The sequence below is a fragment of the Mycobacterium sp. E2989 genome, from assembly GCF_001667595.1.
Classification (GTDB): domain Bacteria; phylum Actinomycetota; class Actinomycetes; order Mycobacteriales; family Mycobacteriaceae; genus Mycobacterium.
This window is the reverse complement of record NZ_LZJX01000023.1, coordinates 1-22,213: the sequence shown is the minus strand read 5'-3', so window position 1 is coordinate 22,213 and position 22,213 is coordinate 1. Positions and strand designations below refer to the sequence as shown.

Sequence of the window (22,213 nt, the reverse complement as noted above, 5' to 3'; positions counted from 1 at the left end):
TTCGTGGCCCGCTTCACCCGAGCTACGCCCGCGTTCGCGCTCACGACAATCCCAAGATCCGTGAAGCGATGATGTTCTTTTGTATCTGTGATGTCCCGCCCATCACGCTCTGCGCCCGGCTGTACAGGTAGGCGCTGAGCAAGTCCGGATCGCGGGTCCCGGTGACCGCCAGGACGGCGTGCCCGACCGATTGCTCGACCCAAGTCATCAGCAGCTTGTCGAGCGAGCCTTCGGGCCCGTGCGAAACTCCGTCCAGCTGTTCGGACAGCCTCCGCCGGACATGATGGGTCAGCATCTCCGACTGGACCGCGGCCCACGCAAGCTCTTCGGACACCGGTCCATCGTTGCGGGCGTACAGGCTTCGCACCAGCTTGCCGTAGCGGGCGGCGTAACCGAGCGTCGAGGGTTCGCGTTCGTGGCCGACGACGGTCATGGCGACCGCCCAGCCATCACCCGGGGCGCCGACCATCCGATCGGCCGGTATCTTCGCGTCGTCGAAGAACACCTGACCGAATTCGTTGGTCACGCCATTGATCATGCGCAGCGGGCGCTGTTGCACCCCAGGCTGTTTCATCTGAAGCACGAAGGCCGACAGGCCGCGGTGCCGCTTGGCGTCGGGATCGGTGCGGGCCAGCAGCAGGCACCAGTCCGCGACATCGGAATAACTGGTCCAGATCTTGTGCCCGTTCACCACGTAGGTGTCGCCCTCCAGGCGCGCGGTCGTGGTCAGCGAAGCCAGGTCCGACCCGGCGCCGGGCTCGCTGAAGCCCTGGCACCAGCGCTCCGTTCCGTCGATGATGCCCGGCAGGAACCGTTGGCGCACTTCGTCATTGGCGTGCCGGCCGATCCCGTAGATCAGATAGCCCACACTGGGGCGCGGCGGGGCGCCGGCCCGGGCGAGTTCCTCGTCCACGATGACGTCGTAGACCGGAGGCAACTCCTGCCCGCCGTACGCCCGGGGAAACGACAGCCCGAAGAAGCCCTCGCGGTACAGGGCCCGGTGCCATTCGGCCTGACGGGCCCAGTACTCGTCGCCGGACCCGGAAAATTCCTTCGCGTGCACGGCAAGCCAGGACCGCAGTCGCTCCCTGAAGGCGGCTTCGGTTGGTGAGTCACGAAAGTCCAAGATCAATCTCCTTCAACGCGACGGGCCACAGCTCCGTCGAGATCAGGGCGCGGCGCAGGTAGACATGCACCAGGCAGTCCCAGGTGTTGCCGATCCCGCCGTGCACCTGAATGGCCGTCTCGCAGACGGTGCGGGCGGCGCGCGCGCAGTAGACCTTGGCCACCTGCGCGGCACGGACGGCGTCGGCGGATGGCAGCTCGTCGACCGCCCACGCGGCGTGCCGGGACACGCTGATCGAACCTTCAATCAGCGCAAGGCTTTCGGCCAGCAGATGGGCGACGGCCTGATATGACCCGATCTGCTTGCCGTATTGCTCGCGGATCTTGGCGTAGTCGACCGCGACGGCGTGCGCGCCCCGGGCGACACCCACCAGGTCCGCCGTCGTGGCGACCAGCGCGAGCGCTCGCCATCGCGCCGCGACGTCGGCGGACACTTCGCCCAGCCCCGCCGCCGTTCCCGCGATCGTGGCGTCGCTTCGGGTCAGGTCCACACCATCGATCAAGTCCTGAACCTCGGCGGCGAGCACGTTGCCATCGGAAAGGCAAACGGCTCGCTGGGCGCCCCGCGCGTCGATGGCGCGACCGTCGACCGCGATTGTCGCGCCCGCGCCGTCGGCGCCGACGTGGCGGGCCAGGTCGTCGGCGAGCACCGGACCAAGAAATGGCGTGTCGACCAGTCGGCGCCCGAATTCCTCGGCGACGATGGCCACTTCGACGCCCGACGCCCCGTCGGAGCGCAGCGACCGCCAGCCCGTCCCGGCAATCTGCTTGTCCAGACGCGCAATTCGGCCCCGGTCGTCGAGATCCTGGACCGCCGAGGGCCCCAGGTCGTCGGCGAACTTGGCGGCGGCGTCGCGCAATTGCTGTTGTTCAGCTGTCAGACGTACATCCATAGCGCTCCTTCAGCACTCGGCGCAGTACCTTGCCCGAGGGCAGGCGAGGAATGTCGGGCACGAAGACCACCCGGCTGAGGTGTTTATAGGAAGCCAGGCGCTGATCCACCCGGGCGGTGAGTTCGCCGGCATCGACGGGCGCGCACGTCGCGACCGCCGCAACCACCGCTTCCCCGTTGAGCCCGTCGGGCACACCGAACACCGCGCAGTCTTTGACGGCCGGGTGGCCGTGCAACACCGTCTCGATTTCGGCGGGCGCGACCTGAAAGCCGCGCACCTTGATCATCTCTTTGCGGCGGTCGGTGATCCGCAGCCAGCCGCCGGTGTCGATCCAGCCGACGTCGCCGGTGCGGTACCAGCCGTTGTCGATCACCTCGGCGGTCGCTTCCGCCGGCAGGTAACCGGCCATCAGCGACGCGGACCGCGCCTGAATCTCCCCGACCTCCCCCGGGCAGACGGGCTCGCCCGTCTCCAGCGAGACCACCCGCACGTCCACGCCCGGCACGGGCCGCCCAACGGAATCCAGGCGTGCGCCCTCGATCGGATTGCACGCGATGACAGGCAGTTCGGTGGTCCCGTAGGCCGGGACCCAGCCCACGCCGGTGCGCCGCGTCACGGTCCGCGCGACGTCGGCGCTCACGGGGGTGGCGCCCCACATGATGTAGCGCAGCGAGGACAGGTCGTAGGACTCGAGCCTGGGATGCGAGGCGATGGCCAGGGCAATGGGCGCGACCGCCATTTCGACTGTGATGCCGTCGTTTTCGATGTGATGCAGCATCCGTTCGATGTCGAACCGGGAATGTAGCCGCACGCGGGCCCCGCTGCGCAGGGCCGTGAGGATGTTGAGCAGGCCGAGGATGTGCGACGGCGGCGTGGCGATCTGGATGCGGTCGCGCCGCGTCAGCTGCAACGCCTCCCGCCAGTGCCGCACGGCCTCGTCGAGCGCCGCGTGGGTGTGCCGGACGGCCTTCGGCAACCCGGTGGTGCCGGAACTGAACACCAGCACCGCGTCGGAGGCTTGCGGCGGTACGGCGCTCGTCGGCTCGCCGGCGGCGACCGGCTCGTCGAGGTCCAGCATCGGCATGACACCGGCCAGCACCGGATGGTCTCCGACGGCGTGCGCCGGTTCGGTGATTGCGAGCGCGTGGTCCACCTCGTCGCGCTTCCAGGCCGGGCTCAGCAGCACCGCCGTGGCGGCCAGCCGCCAGATTGCCAGCACGGCCGCGACGAATTCCGGACGGTTGGACGCCATCACCGCGACCCGCTGACCTGCCGCGACACCGTTCTTGGCCAGGGTTGCGGCCCAGCCGTCGGCCAGCGCGTCGAGCTGGGCCAGGCTGAAACGCCGCTCCTCGAACACGACCGCAGCCGGCTCGGTCACGTCCCGTCCTTCCCTGACAGGCCGGGCTGACCTGACATCCCCACAAGCTTGAGAAGATCCTATCGCTCTGTGAGAATAGTATTCTCTATAGTGAAGAATGCAAGTACGGGAGGGGGCGGTCGAGGTGACAGTCACCCAAAGCATCGAGGAGACCCCACGGGTGACAAATCCGTCAAACGGCTCCGGCGCGGGCACGGTGACCATCCACATGGACCGCAAAAAGGTCTCGGTGCCGCTGGTCCCCGGCGAGACGCTCTTGCAGAGCGCGCGGCGGGCCGGCCTGGAACCGCCGTTCAGTTGCGAGGCCGGTAACTGCGGCACGTGCATGGCCAAGCTCGAGGAGGGCCACGCGACCATGCGGGTTAACGACGCTCTGGACGATGACGAGGTCGCCGAGGGCTACATTTTGACGTGCCAGGGCGTGCCGGATACGGAGTCGGTCACGGTGCGCTACGAGTAGCGGCCCGAGGAGAGGTGGCGGCGATGGCCAAGGGAATCATGTACGTCGAAAGTCGGCCTAGTTCGCCCGAACGCGAACAGGAATACAACACCTGGTACGACGACGTCCACATACCCCAACTGCTGGCGCTCGATGGAATCGTCGCGGCGCGGCGGCTGCGCCCCGTTGATGGGCAGGGCCCCTATGTGGCCATCTACGAACTCGAAGGCGACGATCTGCAGGCCATCTTTGACAACATGATCGCCAACGCCGGACAGCTGAACATGTCCGACGCGTTGCTGCTGGATCCCGCGCCCATCCCGAAACTGTTCGAGACGACCAGCGAGCGGAGCCGGTGACCCCGATGGCGACGTGTCGATGACGCCGAGTGTGCGGCCAGCCGCACGGTCGAGCCCGAGTGTGCGGCCAGCCGCACATTCGGCCGACTACGCGTCCTCGCTCAATTCCGGCGGCGGCCGGTATTGGGGCTCGTAGCCCGAGACGTGGATGGGGCTCCCGACGAGGCGGAAATCCCCTGCGGTCACAACGACTTCCGGCGTCGCGTCGAGCGCCTCGGGCAGCGTCCTGACCGCCGCCGCGGGCACCCCGAGTGGGCGCAGCCGGCGCTCCCAGCCGGCTGCGCTGTCGGTGGCCAGCATCGCCGTGACGACGGCCAGCACCTCGTCGCGGCGGGCCACTCGCTCGGCCATCGTCTCGAAACCCCCGATGCCCGCTTCGGCGGCGAACGACTTCCAAAAGCCGTCGTGCGTGATGAACAGCGCCAGATACCCGTCGGCGGTCGGAAAGAGTTGGGCCGGAACGTAGTAGGAATGCGCCCCGTGCGGCCGCCGCTGTGGCCGGACCCCGCTGTTGAGATACGCGGAGGCGTGATAGTTCAGCTGCGAGAGCATGACGTCGCGCAGCGAGACGTCGACTTGGCCGCCGGTTCCGGAGATGATCTTGGCCAACAGCCCCAGCGCCGCGGTCATCCCGGTGGAGTTGTCGGCCGACGAGTAACCCGGCAGGGTCGGGGGGCCGTCCGGGTCACCCGTCAGGGCGGCCGTGCCGACTCCCGCCTGCACTACATAGTCGAAGGCGGGATCGTCGCCGCCGTACAGGCCGAAGCCCGTAATCGCCACGCACACGATTCGCTCGTTGTGCCGTCGCAGCGTCTCATAGGTCAACCCGAGACGGCGGATCGCCGACGGCTTCAAATTGACCAGCAGCGCATGCGATTCGGCCACCAGCTCACCCAGGCGTTGCTGACCCGCATCCGAGTTCAGGTCCAGGCAGATGCTCGACTTGTTGCGGTTGAGGCTGGCGAAGTAGGTGTCCCCGACACCGCGGGAGATCTCGCCACCGCGCGGTTCGATCTTGATGACCTCGGCGCCCAGGTCCGCGAGCAGCATGGTCGCGTACGGGCCGGCCAGCATCGTGCCGACCTCGAGGATGCGTATCCCCGTCAAAGGTCCGGTAGACGTCACCGCAAATCCGTTGCGAGCGCAGCGATCATCTCGCGGGTGCGGCGCTTGGAGGCAATCAGCTCCTCGCGGTTGTCCCCGATGGGCAGCAGCCGCACCGACAGGTCGGTCACGCCGGCCTCGGCGAAACGGCGCATCCGGGTCAGGATGGCCTGCTCGTCACCGGCCGCGCACAGGTCCCCGACATCGCGGGCATCGCCGCGGTCCAGCAGCCGCTGGTAATTCGGCGACACCTCGGCCTCACCCAGGATGCGGTTAGCCCGCTCCTTCGCCTCGTCGACTTGTGCCGGCGCACAAAGGCATACCGGGATGCCGGCGACGATCCGCGGCGCGGGCCGCCCGGCGTCCGCGGCGGCTTTGGTGATCTTCGGCGCGATGTGGTCACCGATCGCCCGCTCGTCGGCCATCCACAGCACGGTGCCGTCGGCGAGCTCGCCGGCGATCTGCAGCATCACCGGCCCCAGCGCGGCGAGCAGCACCGGCATCGGAGTATCGGCGCCGATCACCAGCGGATTGTGCACGGTGAACGAATCATTTTCGACGTCAACCGGTCCCGGCCCGGCGATAGCGGCGTTGAGCACCTGCAGGTAGTCGCGAGTGTAGGCGGCCGGCTTCTCGTACGGCAGGCCGAGCATGTCGCGGATGATCCAGTGGTGCGACGGCCCCACGCCCAGGGCCAACCGTCCACCCGCCACGGCATGCGTCGAGAGCGCCTGGCGGGCAAGGGCGATCGGATGCTGGGCCTGCAGCGGCACCACCGCCGTGCCCAGCTCGATGCGCGAGCTGTGCGCGGCCATCAGCGAAACCATGGTCAGGCAGTCGAAGTCGTTGGGCACCTGCGGCATCCACGCGGTGTCCAGTCCCGCGGCCTCGGCCCATGCGATGTCCGAGGCCAGCCTGTCCACCTTGCGGGCCATGTCGCCGCGCTCGGCGCCGATCATCACTCCGACGCGCACTGTTCCTCCACGGGTTCGGGGGTGCCGGTCAGCGTGCGGATTTCCCGCACCAGCACGTCGAGCGGTGTGCCGGTGGGGAATACCGCGGCGGCGCCGGCGGAGAGCAGCTTGGGCACGTCGGCGTGCGGGATCGTTCCCCCGACGACGACGGCGATGTCGGCGGCGTCGGCGGCCCGCAGTGCCTCGATGGTGCGGGCGGTGAGCGCCAGGTGCGCACCGGACAGGATGCTCAAGCCCACGACCGCGACGTCCTCCTGGACGGCGATCGAGGCGATGTCCTCGATGCGCTGCCGGATGCCGGTGTAGATCACCTCGAAACCGGCGTCGCGCAGGGTGCGGGCGACGATCTTGGCGCCGCGGTCGTGGCCGTCCAGGCCGGGCTTGGCGACGAGAATCCGGGCCGCCACTAGAACACCACCGGTTGCTGGAACTCGCCCCACACCGCCTTGAGCGCGGCGACCATTTCACCGACCGTGCAATAGGCATTGGCGCAGTCGATCAGCTTGTGCATCAGATTGTCGTCTCCTTCGGCGGCGCGCGACAGCGCCGTCAAACTGGATTGCACTGCGGCCGAATCCCTTTCGGCCTTCACTTTGGAGAGGCGCTTGAGCTGAAGGTCGCGGCCCTCCGCGTCCAGTTCGTAGGTCACGACATCGGGTTCCGGCTCGTCGGTCACGAACCGGTTGACTCCGACGACGGGCCGGGTCCCACCCTCGATGTCCTGATGCGCGCGGTAGGCCTCGTCGGCGATCAGGCCCTGCAGGTAGCCGTCCTCGATGGCGTGGACCATGCCGCCGTGTCGTTCCAGGTCGTCCATGATCTCCACGATCCGGGCTTCGGTCGCGTCGGTCAGTGACTCGACGAAGTAGGAGCCCCCCAGGGGGTCGGCGACGCTGGCGACGCCCGTCTCATAGGCGAGGATCTGCTGAGTGCGCAGCGCCAGTGTTGTGGTTTCTTCGGTGGGCAGGGCGAACGGCTCGTCCCACGCGGCGGTGAACATCGACTGCACACCGCCCAAGACCGCGGCCATCGCCTCGTACGCGACCCGGACGACGTTGTTGTGCGCCTGCGGCGCGTACAGCGACGCGCCGCCGCACACGCAACCGAAGCGGAACATCGATGCCTTGTCCGTGGTCGCCCCGTACCGCTCCCGCACGATCGTTGCCCAACGACGCCGCCCCGCACGGTATTTGGCGATCTCTTCGAAGAAGTCGCCGTGGGTGTAGAAGAAGAAGGAGATCTGTGGGGCGAACTGGTCGATCGTCATCCGACCCCGCTCCACCACGGTGTCGCAATACGTCACCCCGTCGGCGAGGGTGAACGCCATCTCCTGCACCGCGTTGGCGCCCGCGTCGCGAAAATGCGCGCCTGCCACCGAAATCGCGTTGAAGCGTGGCACCTCGGCCGCGCAGAACTCGATCGTGTCGGCGATCAGCCGCAGCGACGGATCCGGCGGCCAGATCCAGGTTCCCCGGGAGGCGTACTCCTTGAGGATGTCGTTCTGGATGGTGCCCGTCAGCTTCGCCCGCGGCACCCCCTTCTTCTCCGCCGCCGCGACGTAGAACGCCAGCAGGATGGCCGCCGTCCCGTTGATCGTCATGCTCGTGCTGAGCTTGTCCAGCGGGATGCCGTCGAACAGGATCTCGAAGTCGGCCAGGGTGTCCACCGCGACGCCGACCCGGCCGACCTCCTCGCCGAACTCGGGATCGTCGGAGTCGTAGCCGCACTGGGTCGGCAGGTCCAGCGCCACCGACAGCCCCGTCCCGCCTTGCTCGAGCAGGTAGCGGTAGCGGCGATTGGATTCCTCGGCGGTGCCGAAGCCCGAATACTGGCGCAGCGTCCAGAGCTTGCCGCGGTAGCCGGACGCGAAGTTACCCCGGGTGAACGGGAATTCCCCCGGCGCCGGAGGAGGCGCCGTAATGTCCCCCGGGCCGTACACCGGCGCAAGCGGAATGCCGGATGGTGTCTGGGCAGCGTTATCCATCGATGAATAACGTACTTGCAAAAAAAGAGAATGCCAATACCGCATACCTGACCTGGCCAAACACGCCGGCCGGGCCGCGATCGGCTAAACCCGGCAGAGGATTTCGCCGTGCGGGAGGGCGATCCAGCCGTCGGCGGCGGCGGCCCAGGCGCGCCACGCCGCGGAGATCTCGTCGAGCTGCGCCGGCGTGGCCAGACCCAGGCTCAGCAGGTCGCTCGAGATCCGCGAGTGCAGTATCCGGTCCGCCCACATCTCGCCCCACCACTCACGCGTGCTGGGGGCCGCGTAGCACCACACACTTCCCGACGGCGTGACGTCGTCGAAGCCCGCCCGCTGGGCCCAGGACAGCAGCCGCCGGCCCGCATCGGGCTCGCCGCCGTTCGCACGGGCGGCCCGTTCGTAGAGATCGCGCCACAGATCGAGCGCCGGCAGCTGCGGAAACCAGATGAATCCCGCGTAGTCGGCGTCCCGCGCGGCCACCACGCCCCCGGGCGCGCACACCCTTCTCATCTCACGCAGGGCCATCACCGGATCGGCAACGTGTTGCAGCACCTGATGCGCGTGCACGACGTCGAACGTGCCGTCGGCAAAGTCGAGCCGGTGCACATCGGCGGTCGCGAACGACACGTTCGACAGGCCTCGTCGCTCGATCTCGCCGCGGGCCACCCCCAGGACGTCGGCCGCCTGGTCGACAGCCGTGACGGGGCCGGGCGCGACGAGGGCGGCGAGGTCGGCGGTGATCGTCCCGGGCCCGCACCCGATGTCCAGCACGGACAAGCCGGGCTTCAGGTGGGGCAGCAGGTAGGCGGCCGAGTCCTGCACGGTGCGCCGCTGGTGGCTGCGGAGCACCGACTCGTGGTGGCCATGCGTGTAGGTGGCTCCGCGCTCGTCGGTCATTCCTGAAGCGTACCGACTAATCCATAATATGAAACTGCCGTCTCGATATGTGAGATCAGTCCACGGGCACGTCGAGGATCGGCACGTCGACCCCGGCGCCCGGGCCGTCGAAGTGCCACCACTCCCCCGAGTACGGCGCCAACCCGCCGTATTTCATGGCGTTCCGCAGCGCGGCCCGGTTCGCCTGGGCTTCGGCGCTGACCCCCTGGGTGGCGAAAGCGTTTGCGCGGGAGGAAAAGTCGTCGAAGTCGGTGCCCATGTCGGCCAGGCATAGTCCGTCCGCGTGTTGCCCGGACGCGCAGGGCTGCTGCGTCGTGGTGAACGTGACGTCCACCGAGCGCCCCGACTCGTGACTGCGCGCGTACGGGCCGGGCCGCGCGACCCACGCCGGGTTGGGAACGGCGTTGAACATCTTGACCTGCACGTCGTGCGGCCGGTAGCAGTCCCAGAACACCAGGACGTGCCCCTGGGGGCGCAGCGCCGACGCGGCCGCCGCCAGCCCCGGCGCCAAGGATTGATGCACCAGGCATCGCGCGTCGGAGGGGTACAGCTGCGTGTGGGTGAAATTGTTGGTCGTCGCGTAGCGCAGGTCGATAATGGCGTCGGGAACGACGCTGCGGACGTCGACGAATCCGGCCGCGCGCGCCGCATCGCTCACGGGCGGAACGTCGGGACCCGCCTGGGCAGTGACCCCGGGGATCGCGGCCGTGGCGACCGCAAGCGCAAGGACCGCGCGCAAAACACGCATCCGGCCATTGTCCCGGTTGGCCCTCCCGAATTGCGTTAGCCGTTACCCAATGTCGCCGTCGACGTAGCGCTGCAGGTTGGGCCCCACGGCGGCGACCACTTGGTCGTCGGGCATCGATGCGATCGGCTCGATCTTCCAGACGTAGCGCAGCAACGCGAAGCCGATCAGCTGGGTGGCGATCAGGCCGCTGCGCCGCAGCCGTTCGTCCTCGTCGGCGCCCAGGGTGGGACCGCCGATCAGACCGCGCTCCACGATCAGCCGCAGCTTCTCCCGCGTCTTGTCTTCGTGCGCGGCGGTCAGCACCACCGCGCGCAAGATCGGACCCACCTCCTCATCGGTCCAGGTGTCCAGCACGGTGCGGATCAATTGCCGACCGAGATCGGCTTTGGCCGTCGCCCACGTCGCGGCCACCGCGTCGAGCCACTTCTGCGGCGGCGTGGTGGCCGCGTGGAGCAGCCCCTCCTTGGAGCCGAAGTAGTGGTAGATCAGGGCCGGGTCGACGTCCGCGGTGCGGGCGACCGCGCGAATGGCCGTGCCGGCCCAGCCGTGTTCGGCGAATTCGTCACGAGCCGCGGCCAGGATGCGCGCCGCCAAGACGCCGCGCTCGTCACGCGGACCAGGGGTGATCGATCGCCGCGCCACCGTCCCACCATAGCCGAAATTTCATCTTGCGTTGAGACTAGTTTCAACGTAGCGTGAAAATATGGCTCCGCTCAACGGCCCGCAGACCACCGGACGGGAATACCGCAACCTCAGCGAGCCGCAGTACGCGACGCGCACCGACATCAACGAAGCGATCACGATGCGGGATGGCACAACGCTTTTGGCTGACGTCCACCGGCCGGACGCCGACGGCCGGTTCCCGGCTCTGCTGGCCGCCTCGCCGTACCCGCGGCAGATGCAAGACCTCGGCGCCCCGGCGGGATTCATCGAGGCCGGCAGGACAGACTTCTGGGTGCCCCGCGGCTACGGGCACGTCATCGCCAACCTGCGCGGCACCTGCGGCTCCGAGGGCACCTTCAACTTCTTCGACGCCCAGGAGCGGCGCGACGTGCACGACCTGGTGGAGTGGGTCGCGGCTCAGCCGTGGTGCGACGGCAACGTCGGCATGATCGGCATCAGCTACTTCGCCATGACCCAACTCGAGGCCGCTGTCGAGCGGCCGCCGCACCTCAAGGCGATCTTCCCCCTTGCCGTGACGGCCGACCTGTACGAGGGCGCCAACCACCACGGGCTGCTGAGTTCGTCGTTCGTCACCCCGTTCCTCGCCATGATGGGCCTGACCTCCGACCGCAGCGACAAGCTGTGGCGCAGCAAGCCAATCGGGTTGGCGCGCCGCGTCCTGAACAGCCCGGGCGTGCACAAGAAATTCGAGACCAAGAACGGCGAAGCGGCGGTCACCATGCTGCGTCAGCTGCTTCGGCTGCCCCACAACCCGCACCCGTGGGACGAACTGTGGCAGGAGGCGGCGGTCAAGCACCCCACGCGTGACGAATGGTGGGAAGAGCGAAACCTGTTGCCACTGCTCAAGGAGATCGACATCCCCGTCTACCTGGGGTGCGACTGGCAGAACGTGCCGTTACACCTGCCGTCGACCTTCGCCGCCTGGAAGGGGCTGTCGGACAACGCATGCGTGCGGATGGGCATGCTCGGCGAGTTCGGCCTGACCTGGCCGTGGGAGAGCATGCACACCGAGGCGCTGGCCTGGTACGACCATTTCCTGAAGGGCCGCGACACCGGAATCGCCGACGGGCCGCCGATCCGATACTTCCTGCCCGGCGCCGACGAGTGGCGAACCGCGGACTCCTGGCCGCCGTCGCAAGCTGACCACCGCGAACTGGCCCTGCGCGCCGACGGTGGTCTCGATGCTGACGAGGGCGAGCCGGGCGGACGCGAATTCATGGTTGTCGGCTCGGGTCTGGGCCGCGTCAAGCCCAGCGAGATCGATCCGCCACCGATGCTGGCCTGGACCGGCGCCCCGCTGGTTTCGGACCTGGACGTGGTGGGCGATATCGAGCTGCGGCTGGTTGCGTCGGCAACCGCTCTCGACACCGCATGGATCGCGACGCTGCAGGACGTCGGGTCAAACGGGGAGTCGACCGACGTGACCGCGGGCTGGCTGCGCGCCAGCCTGCGCGAGGTCGACGAAGCGGCCAGTCGTCCCGGCGCGCCCGCGCTGCCCTGTCGCAACCCGCAGGCGGTGCCGCTGGGCGAGGACGTCGAGTACCGAATCCCGTTGGTTCCCAACGCCCGCCGGTTCAAGGCGGGTCATCGCATCCGCGTGACGCTCACCGGCGACGACCAGGACCCTTCGATACCGGCGATCATGAACTTCCGCCATGCCAGCGTCGGCACCTCCAGCCTGAACACGGTGCACTCCGCGTCGCGGCTGTTGCTTCCGGTGCTCGCGTAACCGCCATTGCGCGTGGGCGTTGCGTGTGAATCGTTGGCGGCGACACGCCGACGAACGCCGCCCCCAGGCTCACACGGGAAGCCCTACGTTTACCCACGATCCCCGGATCGGTGTCCAAGCCCTGGCCGCCCTTGCGGTGGACTAACCGATTTCGCGCCGTCATGCGATGACGATTGTTAATCTGAAGCAGTGACTTCGGCCCGCGCGCTGCGCTAGTCCGCGGTCCAGAGTTGAAATCGAGCCGGGGCTGTTCGACGGTGCTCGGATCGACCACAGGGATAACGAGGCCAATCATGAAGCTTTCCAAGGTAATCCGCTGTCGAATCATTGCCTGTGCGGTCGGCGCCGGTGGTGTTGCGGCGACACTGCTCGGCGCAACGGCGGCCACCGCCGTGGCCGACCCACCGCCCCGGCCACCCGACTGCACGGCCGCAGATGTGTCGGGCGTGGCGGCGGGCGTCGCGGCGGCGCTCTCGACCTATCTGTTCAGCCACCCGGACCTGAACGGGTTCTACACCGGCCTGCAAGATCAGCCGAAGGATCAGATCCGCCCTCAGGTGGAGAACTACTTCAGCGCCAACCCGCAAGAGCAGGCCGACCTGGAGCGCATCCGGCAACCCATGGTCGACGTCAGGCAGCGGTGCCAGTGGACCCCACTGATCGATCAGGGCGCGGGTCCGCAATGACCCCGCGGATGCGGTCTTGTGCCGCCGGGGCTATCGCGGTGTTGGCTGTCACGGCGATTCCCGAGGTATGGAGCCTCGTGCAGCCGTCCGCCGCGGCCCACGCGGACGTCTGCGCAAGCGTGGGCAGGCGTATCTCGGTGAGCGGTTGCACCAACGTGGCCGACACCGTCGGCTCCTACGCCCCGCCGCCCGCGGCCTACGCGCCGCTGCCGGAGGACTATCCGCCCCCGCCGCCGCCAGCGCCGACCGTCTGCGTCAATGCCGGGCGGCGAATAAGCGTCAGCGGCTGCACGTAGAAACAGGACGGCGGCCCACCCAACCACAACGGCCTGGGCGAGGACGTCGAGTACCGAATCCCGTTGGTTCCCAACGCCCGCCGGTTCAAGGCGGGTCACCGCATCCGCGTGACGCTCACCAGCGACGACCAGGACCCTTCGATGCCGGCGATCATGAAGTTGCGCCATGCCAGCGTCGGCACCTCCAGCCTGAACACGGTGCGCTCCGCGTCGCGGCTGTTGCTTCCGGTGCTCGGGGGGCATTGATGAACGGGTAGTGATCATCTATCGTCCCGGGTAGCCGATCGGCTAGTCTTAGGCCGGCGGCTTGAAGGAGCGCAAGCAATGGCCGGGTTCGGCGTGGGTGTCATGCACAACGCCATCAATTCGCGGTTCGGTCCGAAGCCATTGATCCGCGCCGACTATTTTACCGGCGTGGCCTGCGGCGCCGACTCCTTCTGGGTGGCCGACCATCTCAATTCGGTACTGCCGCCATCGATGTGGACGCCCAAGCACGTGGGCGCGGCCCGGCTCATCCCCAAGATGGACGCCCACCTGGAGCCGTGGACCATGCTGGGATACCTCGCGGGCCGCAACCGGCTCGGCCGGATGCGCCTCGGGGTGGCCGTCACCGACACCGGCAGGCGTAATCCCGCCGTCACCGCCCAGGCGGTCGCCTCGCTGCACCTGCTCACCCGCGGCAAGGCGGTGCTGGGCATCGGTACCGGCGAGCGGGAGAGCAACGCGCCCTATGGCGTGGACTGGTCGAAGCCGGTGGCGCGCTTCGAGGAGGCGGTCGCCACCATCCGTGCGCTGTGGGACTCACGTGGCGAACTGGTCAGCCGGGACTCGCCGTTCTTCCCTTTGCACAAAGCGACTTTCGCCCTGCCCCCGTACAAGGGCAAGTGGCCCCCCATCTGGATCGCTGCCCACGGTCCGCGGATGATGCGCGCCACCGGGCGCTATGCCGACGGCTGGTTCCCGGGAACCACCCGGGCGACCGAATACGGCGAGCAACTCGACATCGTGCGCAGCGCGGCTTCCGATGCCGGCCGCGACCCGATGTCCATCACCCCCGCGCTCATCCGATTCATCGTGACCGGGCGGTCCCGCGACGAGATCGACCAGGTCGTGGAGTCCGACATCGCCAAGGTGTTCACGCTCAACTCGCCCGCCAAAGACTGGGCGCGCCACGGCGCCCAGCACCCGATGGGCGCCGATTTCACCGGGGTGCAGGACCTGATGCCGCAGACAATCGACGAGCGGACGGCCCTGTCGTACGCGGCCCAGGCCCCGGCATCGCTGGTCCGCGAGTTGTTCGCTGTCGGAATGCCGGACGAGGTCATCGAGCAGATTGCCGAGTTCCGCGAGAACGGACTGCGCCATGTGGTGGTGGGCAATGCCGGTGCGATTCAACCGAGTTTGCGCAAGAGCGCGGCGGCGACCGCGCCGTACATCAAGGTCGTGCGCGGCCTGCGGAAGTTATGAGCGAGGAGCCGCCATGCCGATGATCGACCTGACGTTCGTCCGCGGCGCCGTTGACGATCGCGCCCTGAGCCACTTGACCGAGGAGTTGGTCGCCGCTTTGCTGCGCGCCGAGCGCGCCCCGGACACCCCGTTCTTGCGCGATAACACCTGGGTTTACACGCATGCGATCGACGCGGCGGAGCTCTCGGTGGGCGGGCGCGGTCCCGGTGCGCCGCGTTTTCGGGTCGACGTAACTGTTTTCGCGGGAGCGCTCGACAAGGATCGCAAGGAACAACTCGCCGCGGACGTGCACGCGGCGGTGTGCGCGGCGGCGGAAATAGAACCGCGGGGCGAGCGGGCTTTTCACGTGTGGACGTTGATACACGAGATCCCAGAGGGAAATTGGGCCGGCGGCGGCCAGATCATCTACTACCAGCAAGTGAAAGGGCTGGTTTCCGAGGACTGATGACCGCGGTCACCGCAGCACCGATGCGTCCGAGCCCGCCTCGTCGAGAACACGTTGCTTTTGCTCGGTGATGACCTGATTGAGGTAGGACGCCTTCGGCCATCCGTAATACGCGGCGAAATGCAGTGCCAGCTCGTCCATCTCGTCAAACGAGACGTCACCGCTTTTCAGAGCGGCGTAGACGTGGGACATGATCGGGTATTGGGCGTCCTGGAAGCCGACGCACGCCAACGTGATCAGGCGGCGCTCCTTCATGCCCAGCCCGGGCCGCAACCACATCTCGCCGAACACGAAGTTGAGGATGCCCGCTCCCGAATACGGGTTGTCTCGCGTCGGTGCGAAGGGCAGGCAGTTGATCTCCCGGAACGCCGCCTCGCCGCCGGCCAGGCGCGCTTCGGGATCGCTGGGGGTGGGCAAGGGCAGCAACGGCGGGGACGGCGGCCCGCCATCACCGAGCTGGCGCGCAATGCGCTCCCACTGCGCGTCGACGACCATGTTGAACTGCGAGGCTTTCGGCCAGCCGGCGTAGACCGCGAAATGCAAGACAGCTTCCCGCATTTCGCTGATCGTGACGTCCCCGCTGTTCAGCGCGGCGTAGACGTGTTGTTCGAGCGCGGGTGCGGCGTCGGCGCCGGCGACGCACGCCAGCGTGACGAACCGGCGGTCGCGCCGGCTCAGGCCGGGCCGGGTCCACACCTCGGCGAACACGAAGTCGATGAGCCCGTCGGCGATCGCGGGGCTGGCGTCCGTTGGCGCTTCGACCGTCATCACCTCGGTGAACGTCCGCAGGCCGCGCTCGCGTCTCTGATTGTGGCTGCTCATCATCTGATAGTCACCCCCGCGTCGACGGTGAACTGCAAGCCCGTCACGTGCCGGGCCTCGTCGGAAACCAGGAACAGCACCGCGTTGCTCACGTCGATCGCCTCCGTCATCAGAACCGGCAGCGCGTTCATGAAGATGGGCCCCAAGTCGGGTCGCTTCTCCATGATCAGCTGGTGCATCGATGGCGGCGCCATGCCGGTGGCCACACCCGTGGGATGCACGGTGTTCACCCGGACATTTTGTGCGGCAAGTTCATTGGCGAGCGCAAGACTCATGCCGACGATGCCGTGCTTTGCGGCCGTGTAGGGCGTGTGCAGCGGAGTTCCCTTGATACCGGCCGACGAGCTGATGTTGACCAGGCTGCCGCCGCCGGCCGCCAGCAGATGCGGCAGCGCCGCGGCGCATGTGTTCCAGGCGCCGATGAGGTTGACGTCCACCACGAGCCGCCACTGCTCCGGGGTGGTGGTGTCCCAGGTGCCGACCGTCAGCACACCCGCGTTCGCGACCGCGGCGTCCAGGCCGCCAAGTTCGTCGGCCCCCTCGTCGACGGCGGCCTTGAGGGCGGCCGCGTCCCGCACGTCGACGGCCTTGCAGACGGCCGACCGCCCAAGCTCTCCAACGAGTTTGGCGGTCTGGCGCAGATCGTCCTCGGTCGCCAGCGCATACTCCAAGCCGTCGGGGGTGTCGCAGATGTCGACCAGCAGGCAGTCCGCGCCCTCTTCGGCCAACCGCACCGCGTGGCTGCGTCCCATCCCGCGAGCGGCACCGGTGATCAGGACCCGTTTGCCGGCCACGCGGCCCGGCGGTCGAGGTTGCATCGCGGGGCTCACAGCTTGTTGCAGAAGCCGGCGTCCACGGGGAACGTCACCCCGGTGACATACTTGGCCTCATCGGAGACCAGATAAGCGATCGCCGCGCTGATGTCCTCGGGCTCCAGCATCTCCACCGGCATCGGATTCTGCAGGTGCGCACCGCCTTCGGGAAAGCTTTCCAGGAACTCCGTCATCGCCGGATTGACGGCCATCATCGTGCGGACCGCCGTGGGGTGAACCGTGTTGACCCGAATGTTGAAGGGGGCCAACGAGTTCGCCAGGACCCGCATCAACCCGACCACCCCGTGCTTGGAGGCCGCGTACCCTAGGCCGCCGCCCTGCAGGCCGCCGAAGCCCCGCAGCCCGGCCGTCGAGCTGGTGAACACGATCACACCGCCGCGCTGCCCGGACAGCAGGTGCGGCACGGCCGCCCACGCGGTGTGATAGGCGCCGTCGAGGTTGACCCCGATGGCGGCCCGCCATTGGGCCAGCTCCTCCTCGATGCTCAGCTGCCGGAACGCCACGGGCGCGATTCCCGCGTTGGCGCAGACGATGTCGAGCCGGCCAAAGTGTGCCACCCCAGCGTCGAGCGCCGCCTTCACCTGATCGAACTCGCGGACGTCGGCCACCGTCGCGAGCATCTTGCCGCCCTCGGCCTCGACCAGGCCGACCGTTTCGTCGAGCTCGTCGCGCCGCGCCATGGCGTAGCCATTGGCGGGGATGTCGGCACAGATGTCGATGCCGATGATGTCGGCGCCCTCGCGCGCCAGCCGGACCGCGTGGCTGCGGCCCTGCCCACGTGCCGCCCCGGTAATGAACGCCACCTTGCCGTCTAGACCACCCACCACGCCCTCGCTCGCGTCGTCGCCTGCGGTTTTCTCAAGTAACCGCGTTACTCCGGTTCGGAGAGTAACATCGTTATCGTGGTCGGTAAAGCCTCATCGCAACGGCGCGACGGATCAGTGGCGGCAGCCCGGGCCGTCGATCCGTTGATCGACATCGTCGTCGACCTCATCGACACCGAGGGCTATGACGCCGTGCAGCTGCGGGAGGTCGCGCGCCGGGCCCGCATGTCGCTCACCACGATCTACAAGCGCTACCCCACCCGCGACGACCTCATCGTCGCGGCGCTGCGGTGGTGGATGGACACCCACCGCTACGCCGCCGTCGCCTCGCACTCCGGGGACAAGGAATCGCTCTACGACGGGCTCATGTGGATCTTTCGGGCGATCTTCGAACCGTGGGAGAAGCACCCGCGCATGCTGCAGGCGTACGTGCGGGCCAAGGACGGGCCCGGGGGCGACGAACTGACCCAGCACGGCTTCGACGTCGTCGCACCCGCGGCGCGGTCGGTGATGCGCGAGTGCGATGAACGCTTCGCCGAGGACCTGGGTGTCATCCTGGCCGGCGTCGTTTACGGGGTGTTAAGCCAGTTCGCGGCGGGCTCCATCGAGATCACCGACATCGTGCCGACGATCGAGCGGGCCGTGTTCTGGCTGGCGAAGGCGCACGAGGGCGTGTGCCGGCACGCGTAGGGGACCTGGCGGCGCGGCAAGGGTTTTCACCGAGTAGCGGACGACGCCAACCGTTTCGCCAAGTACGGCGCCGTGCGGCTGTGTTTCGCACGCGCAACCTCATTCGGGGCGCCCGCCGCGACGACCCGACCACCGTCGTTGCCGGCGCCCGGCCCGAGGTCGATCACCCAGTCCGCGCCCGCGACCATCCGCATGTCGTGTTCGGCCACCACCACGGTGTTGCCCGCGTCGACCAGGCGGTGCAGCTGACGATCGAGCAGATCCACATCGGCGGGGTGGAGCCCCGTGGTCGGCTCATCGAGGACGTAGAGGGTATGCCCTCGGCGGGGTCTCTGGAGCTCGGAGGCGAGCTTGATCCGCTGCGCCTCGCCGCCTGACAGCTCGGTCGCGGGCTGTCCGAGGCGCAGATAGCCCAGTCCGACCTCTTGCAACGTGGTCAGGCTCCGCGCCGCCTTCGCAACGTCGCCAAGAAAGTCCGAGGCCTCATCGACGGTCATCGCGAGCACGTCGGCGATCGTACGATGACGGTACCGCACCTCGAGTGTTTCGTCGGAGTAGCGCGCTCCCTGGCACGCCGGGCAGGTGGCGTATGTGCCTGGCAGAAACAATAATTCGACCGCGACGAACCCCTCGCCTTGACAGGTGGGGCAGCGACCTTCGGAGACGTTGAACGAAAACCTGCCCGCCGTCCAACCGCGGCGGCGGGCCTTCGGGGTCGCGGCGAATTCGTGCCGCACGGCGTCGAACAAACCGGTGTAGGTCGCCAGCGTCGAGCGCGGAGTGCGTCCGATCGGGCGCTGGTCGACGGACACCAGCCGATTGATTTCCTCGACACCCTCCGCCGTCACGCCGGCGCTGGCGTCGTGATCCAGATCGACGACTTCGGTGTCCGTCTCGTCGTCATCGGATGCGGCCGGCTCGGCGGCGCGCCCGGTGCCCAGATGCCTGTTCACGACGTCGCCGAGGACCTTCACGACGAGTGTCGACTTGCCCGAACCGGACACCCCGGTGACCGCGGTGTACACACCAAGGGGCAGGTCCACATCGAGGTCTCGCAGGTTGTGAAAGCAGATCCCGCGCATCCGCAACTGCCCGGAGAGCGTGCGCGGTTGGCGAGGCGTCGGACCGGCCCCGTCGAAAAGGTAACTGCGAGTGACCGATTCCTCGATGTCTGCCAGGCCCGGCACCGGGCCGCTGTAGAGCACGTTCCCACCAAGCTCGCCCGCCCCGGGTCCGACGTCGACGATCCAATCGGCACGGCGTACCACGTCCATGTCGTGCTCGACCACGAATAGCGAATTGCCCGCGCGCCGCAGGCGATCCAGCACGTCGAGTAGCGGTTCGGCGTCCGCGGGGTGCAGTCCGGCCGACGGCTCGTCGAGCACGTAAAGCACGCCGAACAAGCCGGCGCGCAATTGGGTGGCCAGTCGCAGGCGCTGCAATTCGCCGGGTGACACCGTCGGTGTTCGGCGACTAAGCGTGAGATAACCGAGGCCGAGGTCGATGAGTACCTGCAGGCGTGCGACGAGGTCCGCGGCGATCATTGTCGCCACCTCCGTCAACTCACCGGATTCCGTCGACTCGTACGCGGCGGCGGCATCGGTCCGAGAAGCCGTGGGGCGCAACGCGTCCGCAAGGTCGGCCAACGGCATGCCCGCGTATTCGGCGATGGTGCGACCGGCGAATGTCACCTTCAGCGCTTCCGGTCGCAACCCGGAACCCTCGCATACCGGGCACTCGACGCTGTCGACGAATTGCAGCACGCGGCGACGCATCATCGCGCTGTGCGAGTTGGCCAACGTGTGGCGGACGTGGCGTTCGGCGCTGGAGAACGTGCCGTTGTAGTAATAATCGGCCTGCACCGGGTGCTGGCCGGGGTCGATTTCGACCGTTGGCTGATCATCGGTGAACAGGATCCAATTGCGTTGACGCTTCGGGAGTTTCCGCCATGGCTTGTCGATGTCGTACCCCAGCGTTACCAAGATGTCGCGTAGGTTTTGGCCCTGCCACGCGCCCGGCCAAGCGGCCACGGCGCCTTCCCGGATGGTCAGCGACGGGTCAGGTACCAGTGTCTCTTCGGTCACCCGATGGATTCGCCCCAACCCGTGGCATTCGGGGCACGCCCCCACCGCGGTGTTCGGGGAGAACGCGTCGGAGTCCAGTCGTTCCGTGGCCCCACGCGGGTAGGTTCCGGCGCGGGAGAACAGCATCCGCAGCAGGTTCGACAGGGTGGTGACGGTGCCGACCGTCGACCGCGACGTCGCCGAACCCCGGCGCTGCTGCAACGCCACGGCGGGCGGTAGACCGGTGATGTCATCCACCTTCGGCGCGCCGGCCGGCAGCAACAGGCGACGGGCGTACGGGGCGACCGACTCGAAATAGCGGCGCTGGGCCTCGGCATAGATGGTCCCAAAGGCCAACGACGACTTCCCGGATCCGGAGATTCCGGTGAACGCGACCAGCGCGTCGCGGGGCGCCGCGACGTCGACCCCCCGCAGATTGTGGACCCGCGTCCCGTAAACGCGCACACAAGAGTCGAGTTCGTCCGTGGGCCGGTCAGACGTTGCTGGCATCGTGCTCAGACGAATACCCCTGCTGCGGCCGCGCAAGCATGATGTTCTCTAGACCACGACCTGCGCTACTGCTGGTGGCCAGGGGCGGGATCGAACCGCCGACCTTCCGCTTTTCAGGCGGACGCTCGTACCGACTGAGCTACCTGGCCGGAAGGCATGAAGTGCCTCGCCGAGTTGGCGACCCTGACGGGACTCGAACCCGCGACCTCCGCCGTGACAGGGCGGCGCGCTAACCAACTGCGCCACAGGGCCTTGCTACTGCTCCGCGTCACCGCGTCGCGTACCCCCAACGGGATTCGAACCCGTGCTACCGCCGTGAAAGGGCGGCGTCCTAGGCCACTAGACGATGGGGGCCAGAACCGAATCACTCCGGGGTACTCACAACGAGGTTTCGTTAGGAGCCACGTCAGCTTAGGTCACCGCAGGCCCAATCCTCAAACGAGCCGCGTTTGGGGCCCAAGTATCCTGAATCTCCGCGGCCCCTATAGCTCAGTTGGTAGAGCTACGGACTTTTAATCCGCAGGTCCCAGGTTCGAGCCCTGGTGGGGGCACCAACGTGGTCAGGCTCGGCAGATCGGCGCTCAGCGCCCGAGCACCGCGCTGCTGTAGGTCACATCGGCGAAGGCCTGGGCGACGTCGTCGTCGGCGTAGACAAAGCCGTTGGCCGCGTGCAGTTCCGCGACGGTCCGCGACGACGTCTCCCAGCCGCGCTGGCTCAGGTGGTCGACGATGTGGCTTCGCTCGCCGTGGTAGACGAGGTCGTTGAAGTCGACCGAGAAACCGAGTTCGCTCATCCGTTCGTAGTGCGTGCGCCAGCGCGGGTCGGCGAAAATCGCGGTGTCGGGCACGAAGTCGAAGGCCAGGCGGTGATCCTGGCGTCGGGCCTCGACGCGCGCGCCTACCGCCTGCCGTGGCCGGCCGGCACCGTGGTCTACGAGGTCGACATGCCGGAGGTGATCGAGTTCAAGACCTCGACCCTCGAGGAACTCGGCGCCGAACCCACGGCCGAGCGGCGCACCGTTGCCATCGACCTGCGCGACGACTGGGCCGCGGCGCTGCGCGGCGCGGGATTAGATGCGCAGGCCCCGTCGGCGTGGAGCGCCGAGGGCCTGTTGGTGTATCTGCCGGAGGAGGCCCAGGACGCGCTGTTCGACAACATCACCGCCCTGAGCGCCCCCGGCAGCCGCCTGGCCTTCGACTTCGTGCCCGACACCGCGATTTTCGCCGACCCGCGCTGGCGCACGCACTACGAACGGATGA

22 protein-coding genes, 4 tRNA genes and 3 pseudogenes are annotated in these 22,213 nt (G+C 67.9%); 11 read left to right on the top strand and 18 right to left on the bottom strand.

Going from position 1 to position 22,213, the window contains the following annotated elements; translation table 11 throughout:
• Positions 1 to 40: 40 nt before the first annotated feature.
• From A5680_RS05705 to A5680_RS05695, 3 genes are read right to left on the bottom strand one after another with little or no spacing between them, the layout of a single operon-like run.
• Positions 41 to 1,126, bottom strand: coding sequence for an acyl-CoA dehydrogenase family protein (locus A5680_RS05705; protein WP_067817130.1), 1,086 nt, complete (start codon positions 1,124 to 1,126; stop codon positions 41 to 43).
• Positions 1,113 to 2,018: an acyl-CoA dehydrogenase family protein gene (locus tag A5680_RS05700; protein WP_067817127.1), complete on the bottom strand. Its 906-nt coding sequence runs from the start codon at positions 2,016 to 2,018 to the stop codon at positions 1,113 to 1,115. The genes A5680_RS05705 and A5680_RS05700 overlap by 14 nt, the downstream gene beginning before the upstream one ends.
• Positions 1,996 to 3,399, bottom strand: coding sequence for a class I adenylate-forming enzyme family protein (locus tag A5680_RS05695; RefSeq protein ID WP_067817125.1), 1,404 nt, complete (start codon positions 3,397 to 3,399; stop codon positions 1,996 to 1,998). The genes A5680_RS05700 and A5680_RS05695 overlap by 23 nt, the downstream gene beginning before the upstream one ends.
• A 124-nt stretch (positions 3,400 to 3,523) precedes the next feature.
• Between A5680_RS05695 and A5680_RS05690 the strand changes: the two genes are divergently transcribed.
• Both A5680_RS05690 and A5680_RS05685 read left to right on the top strand, forming a co-directional pair.
• On the top strand, positions 3,524 to 3,859 hold the full coding sequence (locus tag A5680_RS05690; RefSeq protein WP_067817323.1) for a 2Fe-2S iron-sulfur cluster-binding protein: 336 nt from the start codon (positions 3,524 to 3,526) through the stop codon (positions 3,857 to 3,859).
• Between the two features lie 23 nt (positions 3,860 to 3,882).
• Positions 3,883 to 4,197 (top strand): DUF4286 family protein, encoded by a 315-nt coding sequence (locus tag A5680_RS05685; protein ID WP_067817320.1) that lies wholly within the window; start codon positions 3,883 to 3,885, stop codon positions 4,195 to 4,197.
• Positions 4,198 to 4,284: 87 nt separating this feature from the next.
• Here A5680_RS05685 and A5680_RS05680 read toward each other — a convergent pair whose 3' ends face one another.
• The 7 genes from A5680_RS05680 to A5680_RS05650 form a co-directional block, all read right to left on the bottom strand.
• Positions 4,285 to 5,322: a CaiB/BaiF CoA-transferase family protein gene (locus A5680_RS05680; protein ID WP_082970271.1), complete on the bottom strand. Its 1,038-nt coding sequence runs from the start codon at positions 5,320 to 5,322 to the stop codon at positions 4,285 to 4,287.
• Positions 5,319 to 6,275, bottom strand: a complete 957-nt coding sequence (locus A5680_RS05675; RefSeq protein WP_067817120.1) for an LLM class F420-dependent oxidoreductase — start codon at positions 6,273 to 6,275, stop codon at positions 5,319 to 5,321. The genes A5680_RS05680 and A5680_RS05675 overlap by 4 nt, the downstream gene beginning before the upstream one ends.
• Positions 6,260 to 6,682 (bottom strand): cobalamin-dependent protein, encoded by a 423-nt coding sequence (locus A5680_RS05670; protein WP_067817117.1) that lies wholly within the window; start codon positions 6,680 to 6,682, stop codon positions 6,260 to 6,262. The genes A5680_RS05675 and A5680_RS05670 overlap by 16 nt, the downstream gene beginning before the upstream one ends.
• Complete coding sequence (locus A5680_RS05665; protein WP_067817114.1) at positions 6,682 to 8,259, bottom strand: methylmalonyl-CoA mutase family protein; 1,578 nt, start codon at positions 8,257 to 8,259, stop codon at positions 6,682 to 6,684. The genes A5680_RS05670 and A5680_RS05665 overlap by 1 nt, the downstream gene beginning before the upstream one ends.
• Before the next feature lie 84 nt (positions 8,260 to 8,343).
• On the bottom strand, positions 8,344 to 9,156 hold the full coding sequence (locus A5680_RS05660) for a class I SAM-dependent methyltransferase (protein ID WP_067817111.1): 813 nt from the start codon (positions 9,154 to 9,156) through the stop codon (positions 8,344 to 8,346).
• A gap of 55 nt (positions 9,157 to 9,211) precedes the next feature.
• Positions 9,212 to 9,904, bottom strand: coding sequence for a M15 family metallopeptidase (locus tag A5680_RS05655; RefSeq protein WP_067817108.1), 693 nt, complete (start codon positions 9,902 to 9,904; stop codon positions 9,212 to 9,214).
• Positions 9,905 to 9,946: 42 nt separating this feature from the next.
• Complete coding sequence (locus tag A5680_RS05650; RefSeq protein ID WP_067817105.1) at positions 9,947 to 10,546, bottom strand: TetR family transcriptional regulator; 600 nt, start codon at positions 10,544 to 10,546, stop codon at positions 9,947 to 9,949.
• Positions 10,547 to 10,607: 61 nt separating this feature from the next.
• Between A5680_RS05650 and A5680_RS05645 the strand changes: the two genes are divergently transcribed.
• The 6 genes and pseudogenes from A5680_RS05645 (at position 10,608) to A5680_RS05620 (ending at position 15,211) form a co-directional block, all read left to right on the top strand.
• Positions 10,608 to 12,317: a CocE/NonD family hydrolase gene (locus tag A5680_RS05645; RefSeq protein WP_067817102.1), complete on the top strand. Its 1,710-nt coding sequence runs from the start codon at positions 10,608 to 10,610 to the stop codon at positions 12,315 to 12,317.
• 293 nt (positions 12,318 to 12,610) lie between these two features.
• Positions 12,611 to 13,003 (top strand): heme-binding protein, encoded by a 393-nt coding sequence (locus tag A5680_RS05640; RefSeq protein WP_067817099.1) that lies wholly within the window; start codon positions 12,611 to 12,613, stop codon positions 13,001 to 13,003.
• The gene (locus A5680_RS05635) at positions 13,000 to 13,299 is read left to right on the top strand and encodes a hypothetical protein (RefSeq protein WP_055405693.1); all 300 of its coding nucleotides are present in this window, start codon (positions 13,000 to 13,002) and stop codon (positions 13,297 to 13,299) included. Before A5680_RS05640 ends, A5680_RS05635 begins: the two co-directional genes overlap by 4 nt.
• Before the next feature lie 33 nt (positions 13,300 to 13,332).
• Positions 13,333 to 13,545: pseudogene (locus A5680_RS26190) on the top strand (peptidase S15); the annotation flags it as partial.
• A 78-nt stretch (positions 13,546 to 13,623) separates the two neighbouring features.
• Positions 13,624 to 14,766, top strand: a complete 1,143-nt coding sequence (locus A5680_RS05625) for an LLM class flavin-dependent oxidoreductase (protein WP_067817093.1) — start codon at positions 13,624 to 13,626, stop codon at positions 14,764 to 14,766.
• A 13-nt stretch (positions 14,767 to 14,779) separates the two neighbouring features.
• Positions 14,780 to 15,211 (top strand): tautomerase family protein, encoded by a 432-nt coding sequence (locus A5680_RS05620; protein WP_067817090.1) that lies wholly within the window; start codon positions 14,780 to 14,782, stop codon positions 15,209 to 15,211.
• 9 nt (positions 15,212 to 15,220) lie between these two features.
• Here A5680_RS05620 and A5680_RS05615 read toward each other — a convergent pair whose 3' ends face one another.
• From A5680_RS05615 to A5680_RS05605, 3 genes are read right to left on the bottom strand one after another with little or no spacing between them, the layout of a single operon-like run.
• Positions 15,221 to 16,036, bottom strand: a complete 816-nt coding sequence (locus tag A5680_RS05615; protein ID WP_156675016.1) for a carboxymuconolactone decarboxylase family protein — start codon at positions 16,034 to 16,036, stop codon at positions 15,221 to 15,223.
• Positions 16,033 to 16,851 (bottom strand): mycofactocin-coupled SDR family oxidoreductase, encoded by an 819-nt coding sequence (locus A5680_RS05610; protein WP_067817317.1) that lies wholly within the window; start codon positions 16,849 to 16,851, stop codon positions 16,033 to 16,035. The genes A5680_RS05615 and A5680_RS05610 overlap by 4 nt, the downstream gene beginning before the upstream one ends.
• Positions 16,852 to 16,859: 8 nt before the next feature.
• Positions 16,860 to 17,690, bottom strand: coding sequence for a mycofactocin-coupled SDR family oxidoreductase (locus tag A5680_RS05605; protein ID WP_055405044.1), 831 nt, complete (start codon positions 17,688 to 17,690; stop codon positions 16,860 to 16,862).
• Between the two features lie 78 nt (positions 17,691 to 17,768).
• Here A5680_RS05605 and A5680_RS05600 point away from each other — a divergent pair, with 78 nt between their 5' ends.
• Positions 17,769 to 18,380: a TetR family transcriptional regulator gene (locus A5680_RS05600; protein ID WP_082970269.1), complete on the top strand. Its 612-nt coding sequence runs from the start codon at positions 17,769 to 17,771 to the stop codon at positions 18,378 to 18,380.
• Between the two features lie 26 nt (positions 18,381 to 18,406).
• On the opposite strand, the gene A5680_RS05595 is transcribed toward A5680_RS05600, so the two are convergent.
• From A5680_RS05595 to A5680_RS05580, 4 genes are all read right to left on the bottom strand, one after another.
• Positions 18,407 to 20,953: an excinuclease ABC subunit UvrA gene (locus A5680_RS05595; protein WP_067817080.1), complete on the bottom strand. Its 2,547-nt coding sequence runs from the start codon at positions 20,951 to 20,953 to the stop codon at positions 18,407 to 18,409.
• A gap of 72 nt (positions 20,954 to 21,025) precedes the next feature.
• A tRNA-Phe gene (locus A5680_RS05590) sits at positions 21,026 to 21,102 on the bottom strand.
• A 26-nt stretch (positions 21,103 to 21,128) separates the two neighbouring features.
• A tRNA-Asp gene (locus tag A5680_RS05585) sits at positions 21,129 to 21,205 on the bottom strand.
• Between the two features lie 29 nt (positions 21,206 to 21,234).
• Positions 21,235 to 21,307, bottom strand: a tRNA-Glu gene (locus A5680_RS05580).
• Positions 21,308 to 21,431: 124 nt separating this feature from the next.
• Between A5680_RS05580 and A5680_RS05575 the strand changes: the two genes are divergently transcribed.
• Positions 21,432 to 21,507: transfer RNA gene (locus A5680_RS05575), tRNA-Lys, on the top strand.
• A gap of 27 nt (positions 21,508 to 21,534) precedes the next feature.
• Here A5680_RS05575 and A5680_RS25610 read toward each other — a convergent pair.
• Positions 21,535 to 21,819: pseudogene (locus A5680_RS25610) on the bottom strand (SAM-dependent methyltransferase); the annotation flags it as partial.
• Here A5680_RS25610 and A5680_RS05565 point away from each other — a divergent pair.
• Positions 21,799 to 22,213, top strand: a pseudogene (locus A5680_RS05565) (SAM-dependent methyltransferase); the annotation flags it as partial. The pseudogenes A5680_RS25610 and A5680_RS05565 overlap by 21 nt on opposite strands.